This window comes from Mycobacterium gordonae (genome assembly GCF_002101675.1).
In the GTDB taxonomy this organism is placed as follows: Bacteria; Actinomycetota; Actinomycetes; order Mycobacteriales; family Mycobacteriaceae; genus Mycobacterium; species Mycobacterium gordonae.
In genome coordinates this window covers 1-19,805 of the sequence record NZ_LQOY01000012.1, presented here as the reverse complement: position 1 = coordinate 19,805, position 19,805 = coordinate 1, and the positions used below count along the sequence as shown (strand labels likewise).

General features: G+C 65.5%; 21 protein-coding genes. 8 read left to right on the top strand and 13 right to left on the bottom strand.

Annotated elements, in window-relative coordinates:
• Positions 1-41 precede the first annotated feature (41 nt).
• The 13 genes from AWC08_RS01025 to AWC08_RS34795 all read right to left on the bottom strand — a co-directional run bounded on the left by AWC08_RS01025 (position 42) and on the right by AWC08_RS34795 (position 13,727).
• Complete coding sequence (locus tag AWC08_RS01025) at positions 42-692, bottom strand: hypothetical protein (RefSeq protein WP_232007783.1); 651 nt, start codon at positions 690-692, stop codon at positions 42-44.
• The gene (locus tag AWC08_RS01020) at positions 689-1,285 is read right to left on the bottom strand and encodes an Mce protein (protein WP_065137542.1); all 597 of its coding nucleotides are present in this window, start codon (positions 1,283-1,285) and stop codon (positions 689-691) included. Before AWC08_RS01020 ends, AWC08_RS01025 begins: the two co-directional genes overlap by 4 nt.
• A 12-nt stretch (positions 1,286-1,297) precedes the next feature.
• Complete coding sequence (locus tag AWC08_RS01015; RefSeq protein ID WP_069433135.1) at positions 1,298-2,779, bottom strand: MCE family protein; 1,482 nt, start codon at positions 2,777-2,779, stop codon at positions 1,298-1,300.
• A complete protein-coding gene (locus tag AWC08_RS01010; RefSeq protein ID WP_085087316.1) occupies positions 2,779-3,906 on the bottom strand; it encodes an MCE family protein in 1,128 nt (375 codons plus the stop codon). The genes AWC08_RS01015 and AWC08_RS01010 overlap by 1 nt, the downstream gene beginning before the upstream one ends.
• A complete protein-coding gene (locus tag AWC08_RS01005; protein WP_069434975.1) occupies positions 3,903-5,192 on the bottom strand; it encodes an MCE family protein in 1,290 nt (429 codons plus the stop codon). Before AWC08_RS01005 ends, AWC08_RS01010 begins: the two co-directional genes overlap by 4 nt.
• Positions 5,189-6,352, bottom strand: a complete 1,164-nt coding sequence (locus tag AWC08_RS01000; RefSeq protein WP_142283346.1) for an MCE family protein — start codon at positions 6,350-6,352, stop codon at positions 5,189-5,191. The genes AWC08_RS01005 and AWC08_RS01000 overlap by 4 nt, the downstream gene beginning before the upstream one ends.
• On the bottom strand, positions 6,349-7,389 hold the full coding sequence (locus AWC08_RS00995) for an MCE family protein (protein ID WP_069434972.1): 1,041 nt from the start codon (positions 7,387-7,389) through the stop codon (positions 6,349-6,351). The genes AWC08_RS01000 and AWC08_RS00995 overlap by 4 nt, the downstream gene beginning before the upstream one ends.
• Positions 7,386-8,654, bottom strand: a complete 1,269-nt coding sequence (locus tag AWC08_RS00990) for an MCE family protein (RefSeq protein WP_065137537.1) — start codon at positions 8,652-8,654, stop codon at positions 7,386-7,388. The genes AWC08_RS00995 and AWC08_RS00990 overlap by 4 nt, the downstream gene beginning before the upstream one ends.
• 5 nt (positions 8,655-8,659) lie before the next feature.
• Entirely contained in the window at positions 8,660-9,580 is a 921-nt protein-coding gene (locus tag AWC08_RS00985) for an ABC transporter permease (RefSeq protein WP_232008077.1), read from the bottom strand.
• On the bottom strand, positions 9,577-10,317 hold the full coding sequence (locus tag AWC08_RS00980; protein WP_069434976.1) for an MlaE family ABC transporter permease: 741 nt from the start codon (positions 10,315-10,317) through the stop codon (positions 9,577-9,579). Before AWC08_RS00980 ends, AWC08_RS00985 begins: the two co-directional genes overlap by 4 nt.
• A 274-nt stretch (positions 10,318-10,591) precedes the next feature.
• Positions 10,592-12,463: a family 2A encapsulin nanocompartment cargo protein cysteine desulfurase gene (locus AWC08_RS00975; protein ID WP_069434973.1), complete on the bottom strand. Its 1,872-nt coding sequence runs from the start codon at positions 12,461-12,463 to the stop codon at positions 10,592-10,594.
• Positions 12,450-13,385 carry a family 2A encapsulin nanocompartment shell protein gene (locus AWC08_RS00970; RefSeq protein ID WP_065137535.1) on the bottom strand — a complete coding sequence of 312 codons (936 nt, stop codon included), beginning with the start codon at positions 13,383-13,385 and terminating at the stop codon, positions 12,450-12,452. Before AWC08_RS00970 ends, AWC08_RS00975 begins: the two co-directional genes overlap by 14 nt.
• Positions 13,386-13,502: 117 nt before the next feature.
• Entirely contained in the window at positions 13,503-13,727 is a 225-nt protein-coding gene (locus AWC08_RS34795; protein ID WP_142283344.1) for a hypothetical protein, read from the bottom strand.
• A gap of 2 nt (positions 13,728-13,729) precedes the next feature.
• Between AWC08_RS34795 and AWC08_RS00965 the strand changes: the two genes are divergently transcribed.
• The 8 genes from AWC08_RS00965 to AWC08_RS00930 all read left to right on the top strand — a co-directional run.
• On the top strand, positions 13,730-15,010 hold the full coding sequence (locus AWC08_RS00965) for a thioester domain-containing protein (RefSeq protein WP_065137534.1): 1,281 nt from the start codon (positions 13,730-13,732) through the stop codon (positions 15,008-15,010).
• A complete protein-coding gene (gene cysK / locus AWC08_RS00960; RefSeq protein WP_065137533.1) occupies positions 15,007-15,939 on the top strand; it encodes a cysteine synthase A in 933 nt (310 codons plus the stop codon). Before AWC08_RS00965 ends, cysK begins: the two co-directional genes overlap by 4 nt.
• Positions 15,940-15,941: 2 nt before the next feature.
• Complete coding sequence (cysE, locus tag AWC08_RS00955) at positions 15,942-16,649, top strand: serine O-acetyltransferase (RefSeq protein WP_065137532.1); 708 nt, start codon at positions 15,942-15,944, stop codon at positions 16,647-16,649.
• A gap of 33 nt (positions 16,650-16,682) precedes the next feature.
• A complete protein-coding gene (locus AWC08_RS00950) occupies positions 16,683-17,108 on the top strand; it encodes a thioredoxin family protein (RefSeq protein ID WP_065137531.1) in 426 nt (141 codons plus the stop codon).
• A 22-nt stretch (positions 17,109-17,130) separates the two neighbouring features.
• Complete coding sequence (locus AWC08_RS00945) at positions 17,131-17,583, top strand: DUF4395 domain-containing protein (protein ID WP_065137530.1); 453 nt, start codon at positions 17,131-17,133, stop codon at positions 17,581-17,583.
• 240 nt (positions 17,584-17,823) lie between these two features.
• Positions 17,824-18,120, top strand: coding sequence for an ANTAR domain-containing protein (locus AWC08_RS00940; RefSeq protein ID WP_065137529.1), 297 nt, complete (start codon positions 17,824-17,826; stop codon positions 18,118-18,120).
• A gap of 310 nt (positions 18,121-18,430) precedes the next feature.
• The gene (locus AWC08_RS00935; protein ID WP_085087314.1) at positions 18,431-19,294 is read left to right on the top strand and encodes a tyrosine-type recombinase/integrase; all 864 of its coding nucleotides are present in this window, start codon (positions 18,431-18,433) and stop codon (positions 19,292-19,294) included.
• Positions 19,295-19,386: 92 nt separating this feature from the next.
• A partial coding sequence (locus AWC08_RS00930) for a PE family protein (RefSeq protein ID WP_142283343.1) occupies positions 19,387-19,805 on the top strand: 419 nt, incomplete at its 3' end.

The window sequence follows — 19,805 nt, the reverse complement described above, 5'->3', positions numbered from 1 at the left end:
TGCCGCCGTTGCAGTTACCGCGGCAGATAGCGCCCACCACGCTATACCGGGTCGAAATGCGAGACCAGCCACCGGCCGTCGACTTTCTCCAGCGTCACCCGGATCACGGGTTGGGTATCCGTGGGAGTACCGCCGTCGCCGATCGTCACGGTCTGGTCGACGAACAGCAGCACGACGGCGTGGGTGGCGGTCGCCGAGACCGATGCCGCTGCATTCACTTTCGCGACTGCCGCGATGCGCTTCTCTTTCGCACCCGGGATGACAACCTGACGGGTGAGTGCGGTGTAGGCGTCCTTGAAATCGCCGGTCAACCGATCGCGGGCCGCGGTGAGTTGTTTCTCTGCGGTGTCGGGAGTGTAGGACAACAGCGCGACCGCGTCCTCGCTGGCGACCCGCATGGACTCGCTGCGGGCCTGTGCCACCTCGGTTCCGGAGAAGGCTATCCACTTGAAGTAGCCCGCCGCGACGGCGAGCAGCAACGCCAGCCCGGGCAGCACACCATAGGCGAGGACCCGCGACCACGCGATCGGCTTCTTCGCCGGCGCCGGGGCGCCTGGCTCCTCGACGTCCTCGACGTCGTCAATGTCGTCGATATCGTCGATTTCCGAGACCTGTTCGGTGGTGTCGCCTTCGTCGATCGAGTCGGATGTTTCGGTGATGGCGTCCTCGGTCCTCTCGCTCAGCGTCGTCATGGCACGAACACCACGTTCGACATCTTGGCGTCGTCGCCGATCGCCTTCACCTCGATCTTCATCCGCCATTCCCGGGGCGCCTCTTCGCCGCCCGCGGTGCGTGACTTCACCGCGACCGCGACCAGCACTTGAGCCGAGTCACCGTGCTGGGACTCGAGTCCGGCGTCGGTCACCGTGCCTTCCGAAACCGACTGCGCCGCCTTGACGAGCTCCATGAACGGCTTGGACCGGTGCTCGAAATCGTCACGGAATGCCCCCGTGGCCAGATCGAGGATCCGTTGCACGTCGGAATCGATCTCGGTGTAGCTGATGGTAGTGAGGTTCACCGCGCCCTGCCGTGCGGTCTGCACGAACAGGTCGCGTTGCGCCTGCGCCTCGCGCTCGGAGTAGGCGCGGTAGCCCAGCCAGCCGGTCAGCCCGGCCAAAGCTGTCACTACCACCGCGCTGACAACCACTGCCCGGGCGGGCTGGGTAAGCCGATTGGTGATCCGGAGCCGCCGGCGGGCGGATTCGGGCTCGCCGGTACCGGTTTCGTCGGCAGGAACTTCGTCGTCGAGTTCCTCGACGGCTGGGATATCAGGTTCTTCGGCCATGTTGCTCCTTGTTCAGGGGGACGTCGGCACCAGCAGTGACTGCCAGTTCTTCGCTCGCGGGTGGGCCAGGTCGGCCTCGGTGTAGCGGTGCCCGTCCGGCCCGATGTACTCGCCGGAAGACGGGTCGTAGGTGGCGACGGCTACCGGCGGCGGCGCCGGAGGCGCCGGCGCCGTGCCGCGGGGCGGTGGGAGCCGCGGGTCCTGGCCCGGTGGGTACTGCGGCACGCCCTGCCCACTGGTGGTGGCGTTGGGGTCACCCTTCCAGTTGTAACCGTCGTTGAGCGGCACGTACTCCTCGTCGCTTTCGCACATCTCGACGGTGGGGGCCCGCTTCCACGGCTTCGTTTCACACGGGATGTTGCGCGCCCCACGGACATTGAGTTCCGAGTCCTGCGGCAATCGGCAATACAGCTCCGCGGCAGGGCGATCCGGGGCGTCAACACTGGCCGGCGAGCGTCGCTGCGTCGGCGGCAGGAAGCCCGTCGTGCAGGGCGGTGGCAGGTTCATGTTGAGGTTGAAATCCAGGTAGAAGCCGGTGTAGTCCTGTTTGGTCCCGGCGTTGGGCACCAGAGACCCTGCCATGACGGCGATCCCCTGCGGCAACAGCACCAGGATCTGTTCGATGTCGTGGCGGTAGACGTAGGCGATATCCCCGAGGCTCACCAGATTCGCGAACAACACCGGTACGGCCGGGCCGACGCGTTCGAGCATCGCACGGCCTTCCTCCACGCCGGAACTCCCCTGCGTCAACAGGTCTCGGAGCGCGGCGTCCTGCGCCTGGAACTGCGCCATGATGGCCGCTGTCCGCTGCGCCCAGGTCGCGATCGCGTCCGAGGTTTGCACTTGCGAGTTCAGCACGGGCGGGGCCCGGTCGATCAGGGTGGCCAGCGGGTCGATGGTGCGCCCGCCGGCGATGGCCAACGCCGTTGAGCCGTCCACGATTCGGGACAGCTCCGGGCCGAGACCACCGACCGCCCGGTTGGCCTCGTCGGTGACCGTGCGTAGGTTGTTCCGCGGAATGGCCTGCAGCGCACGGTTGGTCATGTCCAGTAGCCGGCCGATGTCGACGGGAACATCGACCTGCCCGGCGGGAATCACGTCGCCGGCACGCAGCAGGCGGGCGGGCCGGCCGTCCCTGGCGGTCTGGGGGGTCAGCTCGATGAACTGCTCCCCGATCGCCGAGCGGCTGTGCACCGATGCCTGCACGTCGGCGGGCACCTCGACCCCGGATCGCATGGCCAGCACCGCACGCACTCCACCGGCTGTGACATTGACCGACTTGACCTGCCCCACGTCGGTGCCCCGATAGGTCACCACCGAGTTCTCGTACAGCCCGCCCGACTGCGGCAGGTCCACGGTGACCTGGTACTCGCCGATTCCGAACAGCGTCTCGGGCAGCTTCATGTAGTTGAAAGCCATTGCGCCACAGGAAACAACCGTCACCACAGACAGCACGGCCAGCTGTATCCAGGTCTTGCGGTTCAGGCGCAGCATCAGTAACCCCCGTCGTGGTAGGGGAAGGTCAGCGGATTGCCCGCGGTGGCCGGGCTGGGCTGCATACCGATGGTGCGTCCCCACTGCATCTCGAGCTGGGTGAGGTTGCCTTCCCAGCGGGAGCCGGTGAACAGCCCGGTGTCGATGCGGCTCAACGTCAGATCGACGATCATCGTGAGGTTGGCGTAGTCGCCGCGGAACCAGTTGGTGACCGTCGATGTCGGCCACGGGTAGGTGGCCAGGCCGTCGAGGCCCTTGGTCAGCGCGGGGCCGGCGTCGGCGAGCCGGCGCAGCACCGGCGCAATCTGCCGCAGGTTGTCTACCAGAGATTCCTTGCTCTGGCGCAGGGTGTCCGCCGCGATCGCGCTGAACTTGCCGAGTTGATCGATCGCGTCCGCGATCTGGCCGCGCTCCTTGGCCAGCACCGCCAGCGCTTTCGGCACCGTGGTCAACGCCCGGTCGACGGCCGGGTCCTTCGCCGCGAACTGGCCCACTAGTGAGTTGAGGTTTTCGGAGGCGGCGATGATGTCATCGGTCTGCTTGTTCGTACCGGCGATGAACTCGTCCAGCTGGTGCAGCAGACTGCGCATGTCGTTTTCGTGGCCGGCGAATGCCTTGGCGACCGACTGCGTGATCTCCTGTAGCTGGGCCAGACCGCCACCGTTGAGCAGCACCGACACCGAGGCCAGCGTCTGCTCGGTGGTGGGGTACATGCTGGCGTGCGCCAACGGGATCACCGACCCGTTCTTCAGTTGCCCGACCGGCGGCTCATCCTTCGGTGGCGCCAGCTCGATGTGCATCGAGCCCAGCAGACTGGTCTGCCCGATCTTGGCCGTGGCGTTGGCCGGCAGGCGGACATCGCCGTTGATCCGCATGGTCACCAACGCATGCCAGTCCTGGACTTCAATCTTGGTGACGTTGCCGATGTTGACGTCGTCGACCCGGACGCGGGTGTTCTCCTGGATGTTCACCACATCGGGTAACTGCGCCTGGATCGTGTAGGAGCCCGGCCCCCCGCCGGACGTGCCCGGCAGCGTCAGCGAATTCAGGCCGTGCCAATCGCTGCCACATCCCGGCAGCACCGCGACGCACGACACGCTCAACACGGCAACGACGGCGCGCCTCATGAACCGGCGCCTTGCGGAACCATCAGGCCCTGCAGGCCCAGGCTCGGGTCGACGACGGTGGGGGCCTGCGCAGGTGCGGGCTGTTCGGCCGGGAGCGGCTCGGGGGGCTGGTAGTCCGGGCGCAGCCGGTCGTCGCTGTAGGTGATCTCGCTGGGACGCGCCTGCGGCCCGACGAACGGATTCAGTCCCGCCGGGATGTAGTTGTAGATGCGGTTCTTGATGATCGGCTCGACGTACTGCAGGCACAACTTCGACACCCGGTCCAGACCCTGTCGGGACGCGGCTTCGATTGAGCTGCAGATCCATTGGGGGATATCGGCGAAGTTGTTCAGCGCGATGATGCCGGTCATGGCCCCTTGGGCCGGCTGGTAGATGTTCGTGAAGTTCTGGAACACCGTCGGGACCACATGCAGGATCTGCTTGATATCGGCCCGACTGTCGTTAAGGGCGGTGGTGATCGAACTGAACCGGTCGAAGGTGACGCCGATTGACTCTCGGTTCTCCGCGAGGAAACCGCGCAGATCCGCCAGTGCCCCGTCGAGGCTTTGCACCGCATTGGCGACCTCGTTGGGTGTGTTGGACAGCACCGTCGTGACGCTCGCCAGGTTCCGGTTGAACGACGCCAGCAGATCGCTGCTGGAGTACAGCGCCGACACCAGGAGTTGGAGATTGCGCACCGTACTGAAGATGTCGTCGGCGTGATCGCCCAGCGCGGAGATCGCCGCGGACAGCTTGACGATGGTGTCGCGAGCGGTGTCACCCTCGCCGCGCAGGTTCTCCGCGGTCGAGTTGACCAGCTCACCAATAGAATTCACCCCGCCTGGACTGGTGGGTTGCAGAGCCTCGGTCAGCTTCTCCAATTGCCTGCGGAAGTCGTCCCACTCGACGGGAACCGCGGTCCGGTTGAGTGGGATCGACGCTCCCGCGGCCAGTTTCGGGCCACCGGAGTAGGCGGGCACCAGTTGAATGGCGCGTGAGGTGACCAGTGACGGCGACAGGATCGCGGCGCGCGCGTCGGCGGGAATCGCGTACTGCTTGTCGACGGAGAAGACGACCTTGGTGCTGGCCGGCTGCGGTTCGATGCGGTCCACGGTGCCGACACCGACCCCGAGAATGCGGATCTCGTCACCGGTGAACAGGCCGTTGGCGTTGACGAAATATGCGGAGTAGGTGTTCTTTTCGACCTCTTTCCACAGATTGCGGCCAACCAGGAAGGACGCCAGGACGAGGGTGAGAGCCAGGCTGACCGCGGTCACCCTGCGCACGATGCGGCGGTTGACGTTCATCGGCCCCCCGTTTCTGCGGGCTCGGGAGGCGGGCCCGGCGCGGGACCGGGTGACGGTGGCTGCGACCACAGCGGCACCGGCGCGGCCTCGGGCGGAACGGGAGGAGTTCCGGTCGGCGGGTCCACCGACTCCGATGGCAGATGTTGATTGGGGTCCAGATACCGGTCATACATCCGGGAATCGAGAATGGGACCGCTGAGCTGCCCGGGAATCAGGTTGGCCACATAGGCCTTGAAAAACGGACCGGAGCCCAGCACTTCGCCGAACGACATTGCGTACCTCTTGAATTTGGGCAGGGTCCGCTGCAGGTCTTCCTTGCGGTTGTCCAGGATTTCGAGCACGCCGTTGAGCTTGTCCAGTGCCGGTTTGAGTTGAGTGCGATTGTCGTCGACCAGGCCGGAGATCTGATGCGACACCGCGGTCAGGTTGTTCATCAGGGCGTCGATCGAATCACGCTCCTGCAGCAGCGCTACCAGCAAGGCGTTGGAATTCGACACCAGGGTGGCGATCTGCTGGCTGCGCCGGCCCAGCACGCCCGTGACGCTGTTGGCGTTGCTCAGCAGGCTGCGCAGCTGCGCGTCGCGATTGTTGAGGGTGTCCGAGAACCGGGCCACCCCCTCGAGCGCGGGCCGCAGATTCGGCGGCGTCTCTTTGAACGTGTCAGCCAATGTCGTCAGCGCCGAGGACAATTGAGTCGTGTCGAGTCCGCTGATCTGGGTGGTCAGATCGCCCAGCGCGTCGGGCAGGTCGTAGGGCGAGGTGGTTCGCTGCAGCGGAATGGTTTCCCGCAGCCGGCCTTCGCCACGCGGCGTCAGCTCCAGCATCTTCGAACCCAGGATCGTCTCGGTCTTGATCGCCGCTTCGGTGCGGTCGCCCAGCTCGACGCTCTTGCGGACGGTGAAGCCCACCCGCACCTTCGTGCCCTCCAGGCGGACGTCGGAGACTCTGCCGACGCCCACGCCGGAAACCCGCACCTGGTTACCGGGTTTGATGCCACCGGCCTCGGAGAAGAAGGCGGCGTAGTTGTCGTAGCCGTTGACGAACGGCAGCTTGTCGTACTGGAAGGCGACGATGACCGCGCACGCCACCAGCACGGTGCCCATCACTCCCAACATGACCGAGCTGCGGCCCTTGCCCGGTGTGCCTCTGAAGCGGCTCATTTCGGCGTGCACCGCCCAGAGGGCTGGTTGAGCAGCTTGACGTAGATCGGGTTGCCCCCCTTGCCATTCAGCTTGAGCAGCACTTCGCAGAAGTAGAAACCGAAGTAGTCTCCGTTGAGCCCCTGGCGGGAGAGGACCTGATACACGTCGGGAAGACTGTGTAGCAGGCCGTCCACGTAGGGCCCGTCGGCGAGGATCTGGCCGGATGCGCGATCGGTCTCGTGCACCACGTTCTTGATCGGCTCGCGGGCCTGCACCAGCAGGTCGGCGATCGATCCGGCGGCGGCGTTGACATAGGCCAGTCCGGTAGAGATCTCGGTCCTGCGTTGCGCCAGGCCGTCGACGAACTCCGACAGCTTGTCCAGCCCGTCGGAGAACTCGTGATCGCGCGTGGCGAAGGTGTGCAGCACGGTGTTCAAGTTCGTGATCAACTCGGAGATCAGCTCGCTGCGTCCGGCCAGCGTCGACGTCAGCGTCGCGGTCTGCGCCAGGACTGAGGACAGGGTGCCGCCCTGACCCTGGAAGATGCGCAGCAGTTGACCGGTCAACGCGTTGACCTGGTCGGGATCCAGTGCCCGGAACAAGGGGCGAAAACCACCGATCAACACGTCGACATCCAGGGCCGGCGCCGTCCGAGACACCGGAATCGTCCCGCCCGGCGCCAGCCGGTGCGGCGAGCCCGCACCCTGTTCGAGAGCGAGATAGCGGTCACCGATCAGGTTTTCGTAACGGACCACGGCCCGAGTGCCCTCGGTGAGTCGCACGCCTTTGTCGATCGCGAAGTCGATGCTGACCGTACCGTCTCGGTGCAGATTGATGTCGCCGACCTTGCCGACCTCAGCCCCGGCGATGCGGACGAAGTTTCCGGATTTCAATCCGGAGATATTGGTGAACACCGCGTGATAACCGGTGCGGTCCTCGAACCGAAGTTGGCCGAACACCGCGATCAACGCGAACGTGAACACCAGGCACACCACCGTGAACATCGCGACGCGGGCCCAGATCTTGAAGGTGCCCGGCCTTCCTTCTGCACTCATGGCGGCGGTTGTCCTCCACGGTAGAAGTAGCGCGGCGGTTCGGGCGGATTCTTGGTTGTCGGGAAGTAGTTGGCCCACCAGGGATTTCCGACGGCCAGGTTGGTGCGGATCTCGTTCGGCGCGGCGCCCCAGCCGGTGTCGGTGACCAGTGCACGCACCGGATAGTTGGCGCTGGGGTCGGGCAGCGAGCCGCAGCTGGGCTTTCCACCGGGGCCGCCGGTGGCGTTCACCTTGGGAAGGTGTTTGGGGTATCGGTACGGGTCGTCGCCGAAGAGCAGCCCGGCGTCCATGATGAAGGAATAACCGTTGCCGCCCAACGTGTGTCGGCCACCGTGCTCGACGTACCACTGCGCACCCTGGAACAGGCAGGTGTAGGTCGGTGAGTACATGTCCAGCAGCCTGGTGGTGGGGTCGAGCAGGTTGATCGCCTGCACGATGTTGCTTTCGTTGCGGCCCACGACGCTGATGCCGGTCTGGCTGAAACCGATCGCCGACATCAGCAGCGCGTCCAGCGACCGCTGATTGTCGGTGATGGTGGTGCTGGTGGTCGAGGCAGAATCCAGAATCGACAGGATGTCCTGTGCCGCAGCAGAATACGTAGCGGCGGTCTTACCGAACAGCTTCCAGTCGGTGTGGATGGTCTCCAGCCGGGGGTTGACGGCCAGCAGCAGGTTGTTGGCGTCGGTGATCGCTTGCCCGATCCGATCTCCCTTTCCCCGCACCGACTGCGCGAAGGCCGACAGGATCGCGTTCAGCTTCGCGGGGTCGATGGCCTGCACCAGCGACTGCAGATTTTCGAAGACCGTGTTGACCTCGACGGTCACATTGCGGGAGTGCAGCACCGCGCCGGGCCGCAGCGCCGCCGGACTCGGATGTTCCGGCACGATCAGGTCGACATACTTCGACCCGAACGCGGTGGTGGACCTGATCTCGGCCTCGACGTTGCTCGGCAGGTACTTGAACGCGTCGGGCTGCATTTTCAGTTGCAGCTGAGCGGCTTTCACGTCGGTGCCGATCGAGGCGACCTGGCCGATCTGCACCCCCCGCAACTTGACCTTCGCGCCCGGTTCCATCACCAGCCCCGCCCGGTCCGAGACCAGAGTGAGCGGGATGGTTTGCTCAAATTTGCCCGAGAATGCCCCGGTGGTGAACGCGATGAGCCCCGCGACGACGATGAAGAGAATCGGCGCGTACCAGATCGGATCGATCTTGCTGGCGCGGACTCGGTTGTGCCTGAAGGCGCCGCTAAGGCTGTTGTCAGTCACAGGGCTCAACCCGACAGGTTGAAGTTGCCGTGCTGCCCGTAGACCGACAGCGAAATCATCAGGCAGACAAAGGCGGTCACGATCATCGATGACCGCACGGAGCGACCGACAGCCTCCCCCACTCCGGCCGGACCGCCGGACGCGGTGAACCCGTAGTAGGTGTGCACCACCATCACCCCCGTGGCCATCGTCAGCGCCGACAGGAACGACCACAGCAGGTCGTTGGGGTGCAGGAACGTTGCGAAGTAGTGCTCATAAACCCCACGGGACTGGCCGTAGACGGAGATCGTGAGGAATTTGGCCGCGATGAACGACATCAACACGGCGACGGCATAGAGCGGAATGACCACCAGCACACCGGCGATGATCCGGGTGGACGCAAGGTAGGTGATCGCCCGGATACCCATCACCTCCAGTGCGTCGATCTCCTCGTTGATCCGCATGGCGCCCAGCTGAGCCGTGGCGCCGGCACCGATGGTGGCCGCCAGCGCCAGACCCGCCGTGCAGGGCGCGATCATGCGGACGTTCAGGAACGCCGACAGGAAACCCGTCAACGCTTCGACACCGATGTTGGACAACGTGTCGTAGCCCTGCACCGCCACCAGGGCGCCGGTGGTCAGCGTGAGAAAGCCGATGATTCCCACGGTTCCGCCGATCACCGCCAAAGCTCCGGTGCCCATTCCCATTTCAGCGATCAGCCGCAGTAGCTCGCCCGGATAGCGGCGGACCGCTTCGCCGGTGTTGGCCAGGGCGCGCCCGTAGAACGCGGTCTGCTCGCCCAATTTCCGGGTGGCGGCGGTCAGCCTGGGACCGACCGTGGCAACCCATGACGGCTCGTCAACGACCACGCGACTCCCGGGCGTCACCGGGCGCCGCTCGGCGGGTGGCGTCAGTCCCTCGTGCGCGGGGGGCGCGTCCACGCTCATCTGGCAGTCACCTTGACACCGAGCGCGGTGGTCAGGATGTTGATGAAGAACAACGCCATGAACGAGAACACCACGGTCTCGTTTACCGCGCTGCCCACGCCGGCCGGGCCACCGCCTACCGACAGACCCTTGTAGCAGGCGATCAGGCCCGCCGAGATGCCGAACAGCGTCGCTTTGATCAGCGAGATCACCACCTGCGGCAGCCCGGTGAGCAACGTCATGCCCGCGACGAACGCTCCGGGAGTCACGTGCTGGACGTAGACCACAAAGATGTAACTGCCGACCAGGCCGGTGACCGCCACCACCGAGTAGAGCAGCACCGCGACGAAGGTGGCGGCGATGAGGCGCGGCACCACCAGCGCCTGGATCGGGTTGATGCCAATCACCTTCATCGCGTCGATCTCTTCGCGGATGGTGCGCGCCCCGAGGTCGGCGCACATGGCGGTCGAACCGGCGCCCGATACGACCATGGCCGTGACCACCGGGCCCACCTGGGTTACCGACGCGAGCCCCGCGCCGGCGCCGGACAGGTCGCCTGCGCCGATTTCGACGAGCAGGATATTCAGGACGAACACGATCAGCACCGTGTACGGAATTGACAGCATGATGGTCGGAAAGATCGATACTCGGGCAACAAACCAGATCTGCTCGAGAATCTCGCGCCAGTTCCATGACCGTCGCACCAGGATGACGAAGGTTTCGGCGCAGAACCTGAAGAACTCGCCCAACGCGTTCATGGGCTTGGCGATGGTCGAAGTCGTCACGATCTGCACCCCCCCGGGCTAATCCACAGTTGCATTGCGCTCATCCCGGCCCCGTTACGCCGACATTGCGAAAAGATTCGGATTCTTCCGTAATCCCTTGTCCCGCAACAAATTAACCGCATTCAGACGTTGCGCCGCGCCGCGCCGCCGGAATGCAGATAGAATCACGTCGCCAGCTTACGAACACCGAGAATCGGTTCCCAGCTTTGCAATCAGCGGGAAATCAACTGTAGAGCGGACGTGCGAATCAGCCTACGTTCGCGCCGCCTTCGGCAATGCGGCGCACCGCGCGCAGGAAAACGTCGATCTCCTCGAAGGTGTTGTAGAACGCGAAGGAGGGACGCACGGTTGCCTCCAGACCATAGCGGCGCAGAATCGGCTGCGCACAGTGATGTCCGGCACGCACCGCGATGCCCTCGGCGTTGAGCGCCTTGCCGACCTCGAGCGGTTCATGCCCGGCCAGCACGAACGACAACACACTGGCCTTCTCGTCGGCGGTGCCGACCAGACGCACGCCGGGGATCTCAGCCAGGCGCGGCGTCGCGTACTCGAGCAGGGCATGCTCGTAGGCGGCGATGCGCCCGATTCCCACCTTCTCGACGTAGCGCAGCGCCTCGCCCAGTCCAACCGCGTCGGCGATATTGCCGGTGCCGGCCTCGAACTTGTTGGGCAGGCCCTGGTACAGCGAACGTTCCAGGGTGACATCGGCGATCATGTTGCCGCCGCCCTGCCACGGCGGTGTCTCGGCCAGCGCCTCCTCGCTTCCGTACAACACCCCGATTCCCGTCGGGCCGTAGATCTTGTGCCCCGAGAAGACGAAGAAGTCCACACCGAGTTCGGCGACATCGATCGGCAGGTGCGGGATCGACTGCGCACCGTCGATCAGCACCCGCGCGCCGTACCGGTGACCCAACTGCACAATCTTTTCTACCGGCGTCACCGTCCCGAGCGCGTTCGAAACTTGAGTGGCAGCAACAAGTTTGGTCTTCGGCCCGAGCAGATCCTCGAATTCCGACAGCAGCAGGTTGCCCGCATCGTCCACCGGAGCCACCTTCAGCACCGCACCGGTCTGTTGCGAAACCAATTGCCAGGGAACGATGTTGGCGTGGTGCTCCAGGTGGGTGATGACGATCTCATCGCCGGGCTTGAGGTGCTTCCCACCCCACGCATAGGCCACCAGGTTGATGGCCTCGGTGGTGCCGCGCACGAAGATGTTCTGCTCGGACTTCGGCGCACCGATGAAACGCCGCACCGTGTCGCGGGCCTCTTCGTAGGCGTCGGTCGCGCGTGCCGCCAGTTCGTGGGCGGCACGGTGGATGTTGGAGTTCTCGTGGGTGTAGAAGTACGCCAGCCGGTCGATGACGGCTTGCGGCTTCTGCGTGGTGGCGGCGTTGTCGAACCAGATCAGCGGTTTGCCGTTGACCGTCTCTTTCAGGATCGGGAAGTCGACCCGCACCGCGTTGACGTCGAAGACCTCGTGTTCGTCCGGCAGCTGCGGCACCGGCTCGGAGGCCAGGAAATGATAATTCGCCTCGTCGCCGGCCCGCTCGGCGGTGGGAGCGTCGGACCAACCCAGATCGGCGACCGACGGGGTCTGTGCCGGCCAACCGGGTGCGGACCCGCGCGGTGCCACCGGGACCGTCGGCGGTGCGCCGGCCAGCACCCCCGGAACCGTGGGCACGATGCCCGATGCCGGCACGGCGAAGACACTGACATCACCGGGCAGGAACGGATCCGCTACCGATGCGGCGGCTTGTGCTGTCGACGGCGCGGCCGTGGTATCCGGCGCATTGCCCCGCGGTGCGACGGGCACCGTCTCCGGCGGCACAGGTTCCGGTCCGGGTGACGCCGGTGCGGGAAGGTAGATGTTGGAGACGCCGATGAACGGAACCGGGTTCGGCAGCGGATCGGACGTCCCGAATGCCGTCGCTCCAGCGGATGTCGCCGCCGTGGTGTCCGGCACACTTCCGCGCGGAGCGACCGGCACGGCCTGCGGCGGGCTGTCGGGGCCCGGCCGGATGCTGGCCGCATACAACTGGCTGGCCAGCGCCGCGAGTTCGGCGGCGCTGACCGGCAGGTCGCTTTCGGCGTCTACCGAACGGTACTCACTTGTACTCATGGAACTGGTCCACCGCGACGTTGTCTAGCACGGCAAGCGCGTCGTCGGTGAGGACCGCCAGCGACGTGTACAGCGTGACCAGATACGTCGCGATCGCCGACTTGTTGATACCGGTGAACCGCACCGAGAGCCCCGGCGCCTGCTCGCCGACCAGGCCCGGCTGGAACAGACCGACCACGCCCTGGCGCTCCTCGCCGGTGCGCACCAGGATGATCTTGGTCTTGCCGTCTTCGACCGGAACTTTGTCCGACGGAATGATCGGGATGCCACGCCAGGTGATGAACTGTGCGCCGAACAGGCTGACCACCACGGGGGGGACGCCGCGGTAGGTGGCCTCGCGGCCGAACGCGGCGACGCCCAGCGGGTGGGTGAGGAAGAAGCTCGGCGTCTTCCACACCTTGGTGATCAGCGCGTCCAGGTCATCCGGGGTGGGCGCGCCGACCAGTGTCTGAATGGTCTGCTCCGGAGTCGCCTGCGCCAGCAGCCCGTACTCGGGGCTGTTGACCAGTTCGAACTCCTGGCGCTCCTTGATCGTCTCGATGGTCAGCCGCAGCTGCTGGGCGATCTGGTCATGCGGGCTGGAATAAAGGTCGGAGACCCTGGTGTGGATGTCGAGCAACGTCGAGATGGTCCGCAGCGTGTACTCACGCGGGCTGGTCTCGTAGTCGACGTAGGTTTCGGGCAGCGGCTCGTCGATGCTGGCGCCGGCCTCGGCCTTGACGGCCACCTGCTCGGGGTTGATCACCCGGTTGACCCGGTAAATGCCGGCTTCCACCGGTACCCAGCTGAGCAGATGCAGCAGCCAGCGCGGCGTGATGGTGGAAAGCTGCGGAACCGTCTTCGTCGCGTTGGCAAGCTGGCGGGCCGCCAGGTCGCCCAGCGCCTGGGACTCGTTCTGCGACCCCTGGGCCGATGACGTCATAATCGTCCTTTCCCTGCGTGATCGGGCAAGCGCCGGGTACCGGGCGAAGTCATCATGCCCCACCGATTGCGCGAGTGCGCGCCGAGCCTACGCAGGGGCAGTGGCACCCGCCAAGAGTTAAAACCGCGATTGAGTCGAATCACGATATTCCGCCCATGCTTTATAGTGGACGGCATGCAACAGGCCGTCCAGCTGCGTTTTGTCCGCACGCGCTGTTCCGCCGTGCTCTGTTGTTGTTGTTGTTCCTGTTGATTCCTGACGAAGTCTGACCGTCCAGAAATCATCGCGTTCCGCCGTTATTCGGTGCTGCCACGCGCTATCTGCTTCAGGAAGAGCAACCATCTATGACCGTTTTGTCCATTCCCAGCCGCACTGTGGCGCCGGTGGCGACCCGCAAGCGCGTGCGGGTGCGGCCGGCCGCCGAGCCATCCCGCATGACCCGATACCGCGGCGGGACGTACTCGCACACCGTCGACAAGATCGTGTTCACCGACGGCACCACCGCCCGCACCGACCTGATCAGGCTCAATCCGAATCTGCAGGCGTACTCGCTGGACTTCGCCGGGATCGCCCCGCACCACCCGTCACCCTATGAACTGGGTACCTGGACGGCGCTGCCGCATCTGCGCACCCGCGGCTGCGAGGCGGAGGTGGAATGGATTCTGCGGCACTCCTATCCGATGCGCTCCACCGTCGCACTGAGCCGGCGGCTACGCCAGGCCGGATACCCGCTGGGGCCGTCCAACATCAGCGAACACGAAGCCATCGCGGGCACTCAGGCCGCCATCTGGCACTTCACCAACGGCCTGGCCCTGGACACCCGGCCGTTGAACGCACCCATCGCGGTGCACCGGGGCCGCGGGGTACTCACCTTCGAATTCGACGGAGCACCGCAGCTCGGTGGCTACGCGCTGTGGTCCTCGGTCGCAGCTCCGTTCGGGGTGCGGCTGCAGAAATCCCCGGACGGCGTCAGCTGGCAGGATGTTTCCGGCTCGCACCTGACCGTCGACGCCGGCAAGGGCCGTTACCAACGCACGCTGGGACTCGGAAGCACCCTGTCCAGCAGCAGCCACGGCCGCGGCACCCGCGGCTACCGCTATTACCGGCTGGTCACCACCACGCCCGACGCCGCGCCCGCGATCGACCATGTCGACTTCTGGTTGAACGGCGCCGGGCACTACCGCAACGCCGACCGCATCGTGCACCTCTACAACTACCTGCTCGCCGGTGCCTACACGGCCCTGCGCACAACCCGGGAACCGCTGCTGGACAGCGCCGCGGTGGTGGACTCCGACCTCGTCGGCCCCTTCCAGGTCAGCGTGCCGCTGACGCTCAGGCCGACCGGTGACCAGCTCGTCGTCGACGCCGACGGAGCGGCCATAACCGAACCGGTCGAGCCGGGCACGGACTTCTACCTGCGTTTCACCCCGGGCAGCTCGGGAATAACTCTGACCGCAACCACGTCCCAGCTTCTCAGTGGACGAGTCGTGACCGGGGTGGCGCTTGCGGCATCTCACCGTCTGACGCCGGTTGCCCTCACCACCCCCACACGCGTGACAATTGAGTTCGACATCACCTGGGATGCCGACCGGCCCTGCCCCGACGTCGTTGGAGAATGTGGATGACCATCGCGGAAAACATCACCCAACTGATCGGCAACACGCCACTGGTCCGGCTGCGCCGGGTCACCGACGGCGCGGTGGCCGACGTGGTCGCCAAGCTCGAGTCATTCAATCCCGGTGGCAGCGTGAAAGACCGCATCGGTGTGGCGATGATCGATGCCGCCGAAAAGGCGGGCCTGATCAAGCCCGACACCATCATCGTCGAACCCACCAGCGGCAACACCGGCATCGCCCTGGCCATGGTGGCCGCCGCGCGCGGTTACAAGTGCGTCCTGACCATGCCGGAGACCATGAGCACCGAGCGGCGGATCCTGCTGCGTGCCTACGGCGCCGAGCTGGTGCTGACCCCCGGCCCCGAAGGAATGGCCGGCGCCATCGCCAAGGCCGAAGAGCTGGCCAAGAGCGACGAGCGCTACTTCATGCCGCAGCAGTTCGAGAACCCGGCCAACCCAGCGGTACACGCTGTCACTACCGCCGAGGAGATCTGGAAAGACACCGACGGCAAGATCGACATCTTCATCTCCGGGGTCGGAACCGGCGGCACCATCACCGGCGTCGCCCAGACCATCAAAGAACGCAAGCCCTCGGTGCAATTCGTGGCCGTCGAGCCAGCCGCGTCGCCGGTGCTGTCCGGCGGTCAGAAGGGACCGCACCCGATCCAGGGGATCGGCGCCGGGTTCATTCCGCCGGTGCTGGACATGGGGCTGGTGGACGAGGTCGTCACCGTCGAGAACGACGACGCGCTGACCTTGGCCCGCCGGTTGGCCGCCGAGGAGGGACTGCTGGTCGGCATCTCCTCGGGAGCGGCCGTGGCTGCCGCCCTGCAGGTGGCCCGGCGGCCGGAGAACGCCGGCAAGCTCATCGTCGTCGTGCTGCCGTCGTCCGGTGAGCGCTACCTCAGCACCGTCCTGTTCTCCGATCTGAGCGACTAGCCATGCTGGACGCCATCAGGCGCGACATCCGAGTGGCCAGGGAGCGAGATCCGGCCGAGCCCACGACGCTGGAGGTCATTTTCGCCTACCCCGGTGTGCACGCGGTGTGGGGCCACCGGATCAGTCATTGGTTGTGGCAGCGCGGCAGGCGGCTGCTGGCGCGCACGTTGGCCGAGTTCACCCGGATTCTTACCGGAGTAGAGATCCACCCGGGCGCCACGCTGGGGCCGGGCCTGTTCATCGACCACGCAACCGGTGTCGTGATCGGCGAAACCGCGGAGGTCGGCGAGGACGTCACCATCTTCCATGGCGTCACCCTCGGTGGCACCGGCCGCGACCGAGGCAAGCGCCACCCCACGATCGGTGACCGGGTGACCATCGGAGCGGGCGCCAAGGTCCTCGGGGCGATCAAGATCGGTGACGACAGCCGGATCGGCGCGAACTCCGTCGTGGTCAAGGAGGTACCTGCCAGCGCGGTGGTGGTGGGCGTCCCCGGGCAGGTCGTCAGCCGGCCCGGTCCCGACAGCCAGGACGAGTCGAAGCTGCCGGACCTGGTCGGTGTCAGCCTGAAATCGCTGCTCACCCGTGTCGCCAGGCTGGAAGGCGATCGGTCCGGCGCCGCGAATGGCCATCAGTCCGGAGCCTCGGCCGATCGTGTCATCCGTCCGCCCGAAGCCGGCGTTTGGTACGGCGAGGACTTCTCCATCTAGGAATATTGCGTTGAGAAAAGTGTTGGTGGGCTCGTGAGTTCTGTTGTCATCGCCGGACTGGCCATTGCGGCGGCATTGGTGGCGGCGTGCCTGATCGGCTGTGTGGTCAACCAGCGGTCAGGTGTGCTGCGGGAGGCCAAACCCTCGGCGGGTGCGGACCAGGACCACTCCGATCTGGGACTGTCCGAGACGGGTCCGACCGTGCTGCATTTCAGTGCCGTGTGGTGCGGACCGTGCGCGGCGGTACGTCGCGTGGTTCATCAGGTGTGCGCGGATCTGCCCGACGTCGCCCATGTCGAGTTGGACATCGACGCGCATCCGGTGGCGGCCAAGCGGCTGTCGGTGCTGTCTTTGCCCACCACGTTCATCTTCGACGCCCAAGGTCAGCAGCGTTTCCGCACCGCCGGCGTCCCCAAGGCCGCCGACCTGCACTCGGTGCTGCAACCACTGAGGGTCTGAGTTTTTGCGAGAGGAGCAGTTGATGTCATCGGAGATCAGCCAAGTAGACGTCCGGGGTCCGCGCTTCGCGGCGTGGATCAGCACCGCGGTGTTGGTGGCGACGTTGGTGGTGTCAGTATTCAGCCAAGCCGCCGCGGCCCTGATTCTGGCCGCGCAGGCCGTGGTTTTCGCGATCAGCGCCGCGCGCGGGCCACGCAACAGTCCCTACGGGTTGCTGTTCGCCAAGCTGGTGGCCCCGCGACTGAGTCCGGTCACTGAGCGCGAGCCGGTGGCACCGCTGAAGTTCGCCCAGTTGGTCGGGTTGATTTTCGCCGTCGTCGGGGTCATTGGTTTCGCGGCCGGTCTGCAGCTCGTCGGCGTGATCGCGACGGCCTTCGCGCTGTTCGCCGCCTTCCTCAACGCCGCCTTCGGCATCTGCCTGGGCTGCCAGATGTACCCGCTGGTCGCGCGGCTTCGGCGCGCCCCCGCCGCCTGAGTGGCCTCGCACCTGCCAGGCAAGTATTAAATCGCCTGCAAGCCAAACACTTTGAAATGGCGCGACCCCGCCCTTGATGGCCTAGGCTGAAATGATGCCGGGGGTTGATTTGCCGTACTTCGTCGCGTTGCGCGCGCCGGACTGTTGTTGCTGAGCGGTTGACACCAGTTCAGCGGAGTTCGTAAGTCGCTGCCCTGCAACGATTTTCGCGCTCTCTTTCAGCGACAGGACGACGAGGACATGACCGAAGATCGAATGCAGGCCACCCGGGCGATCGACACCGCGGTGGGGATCCTGGTGGGCTGGCGCCGCTGCAGCACCCAGGCGGCGTTCCGTGAGCTGCTCAGCGCCAGCGAACGTCAGCAGGTTCCGCTGTTCGCCATGGCCGGGGCACTGGTCAATCTGGCCGGCGAGCACGCCAACGCACAGACCGCCGGGGTGGCTGCCGAGCAGGGCGCCGCGCGGGAATGGGGAGAGGAATTTCTGACCGGTACCGACGCTGCCGCCCGGCGCCGCCCGGTCAACAGGTGGCTGTGAAGGGCGATCGCGGCGGCCGGTGGCTCCCCCGGAAGGACTCGAACCTTCAACCCTTCGGCTACAGGTCTGCCGCTTAAATGTTAAGTGCTGCAACGCTTTTTGGCGCATACCGGAAGTTTGTGCCACCGGTTGCGTCCCATGCGTAACGGTTTGATCTTGATCGTTCCCCACCTAATTACATACCTGTAATCTGTTGGTTAACGGTACGCATGGAAGGCTGGGTGGAACCTGTGTTCCAAACCTGCAGACGCAATGAGTTAGGCGTCCAGTGTGTTAACACAACCTGGACTAAAGGTATTGGTTATCAACCATGACCCACGCACATGTTCTCTCGTACGCGCTGCCCGCAGCTTGGGACCACGCCCTCGATGGCTGGCTGACCTGGCTGATTGCGGCGGGAACATCACCGGCCACCCGCAGGACCCGGCGCGCGCATGTGCGTTCAGTTGCTCGCGAACTCAACGCCGCCCACCCCCGTGATATCACAGACGCGGCGCTGCTGTCGATACTCGGCAGACCCGACTACTCAATTGAGCACAGGCGAGGCCTGCGGGCCAGCCTGGCATCTTTCTACCGGTGGTGTGTGACATCGGGTGTCGTCGACACCGACCCGACGGTGAACCTGCCGACTGTGCGGGCCGCTATCGGCGCGCCCCGGCCGGCCACCGACGAAATCTGGGAACAGCTCCTCGCCAACGCCGACTCCCGCACCCTGCTCATGGCCCGCCTCGCCGGAGAAGCCGGTCTCCGGCGGGCTGAGGTCGCCAAAGTCCACACCGACGACTTGATCGGCGGTGGCGATGGACCCCAGTTGATTGTCCACGGCAAAGGAAGCAAGCAGCGAGTTATCCCGATCAGCGTCAGCCTGGCGGAAGCTATCCAGGCGGCGCAGCCGTTCGGGGGGTTTGTGTTCCCTGGCCAGATCAACGGGCACATGAGCCCCGACCGAGTTGGCAAGCTGGTCAGTCAAGTGATGCCGCCGAATTGGTCGATGCATAAGCTCCGTCACCGCTTCGCCACCCGCGGTTACGCGGGGACGCGGAACCTGCGGGCGGTACAGGAAGTATTGGGCCATGCGTCGGTTGCAACTACGCAGCGTTACACCGCTGTCAGTAGCGCCGAGATGAGATTGGTGTCCGATGCAGCGTCAGGTAGGTACGGTGCTGCCTCCTAGTTTCGTCACGGTGACGTATATGACCTTCGTCGATTCTTCCCCGCGCTGCCTGGTCGGGGTTTTACGATGCCGTGTGAGGATGGGGGTTTGGGATGTCGTTTCTGATTAACCCGGACGGGTTCGCGGCAGCGGTAGCTGATGTGGCGCGCGTCGGAACGTCGGTGGGGGACGCGGTCGCCCAAGCGAGCGCACCGACAACGGGTGTTGTCACCGCGGCTGCGGATGAAGTGTCCGCCGCTGTCGCCCAGTTGTTCTCCGGGCACGGCGCAGCGTTCCAAGCTGCCTCGGCTCAGGTCGCGCGTTTCCACACGGACTTCGTCGGTTTGTTGCAGTCGTCGGTATCCCGGTACGCCACGGCGGAGGCGTTCAACAATCCCCTGTTGGCTGCAATCAACACCCCCTTCCAAACAATCCTCGGGCGTCCGTTGATTGGGGACGGGGCGAACGGGTTCACCGACGCCAACGGGTACGGGACAGCTGGTGGGGCTGGGGGTTTGTTGTGGGGCAACGG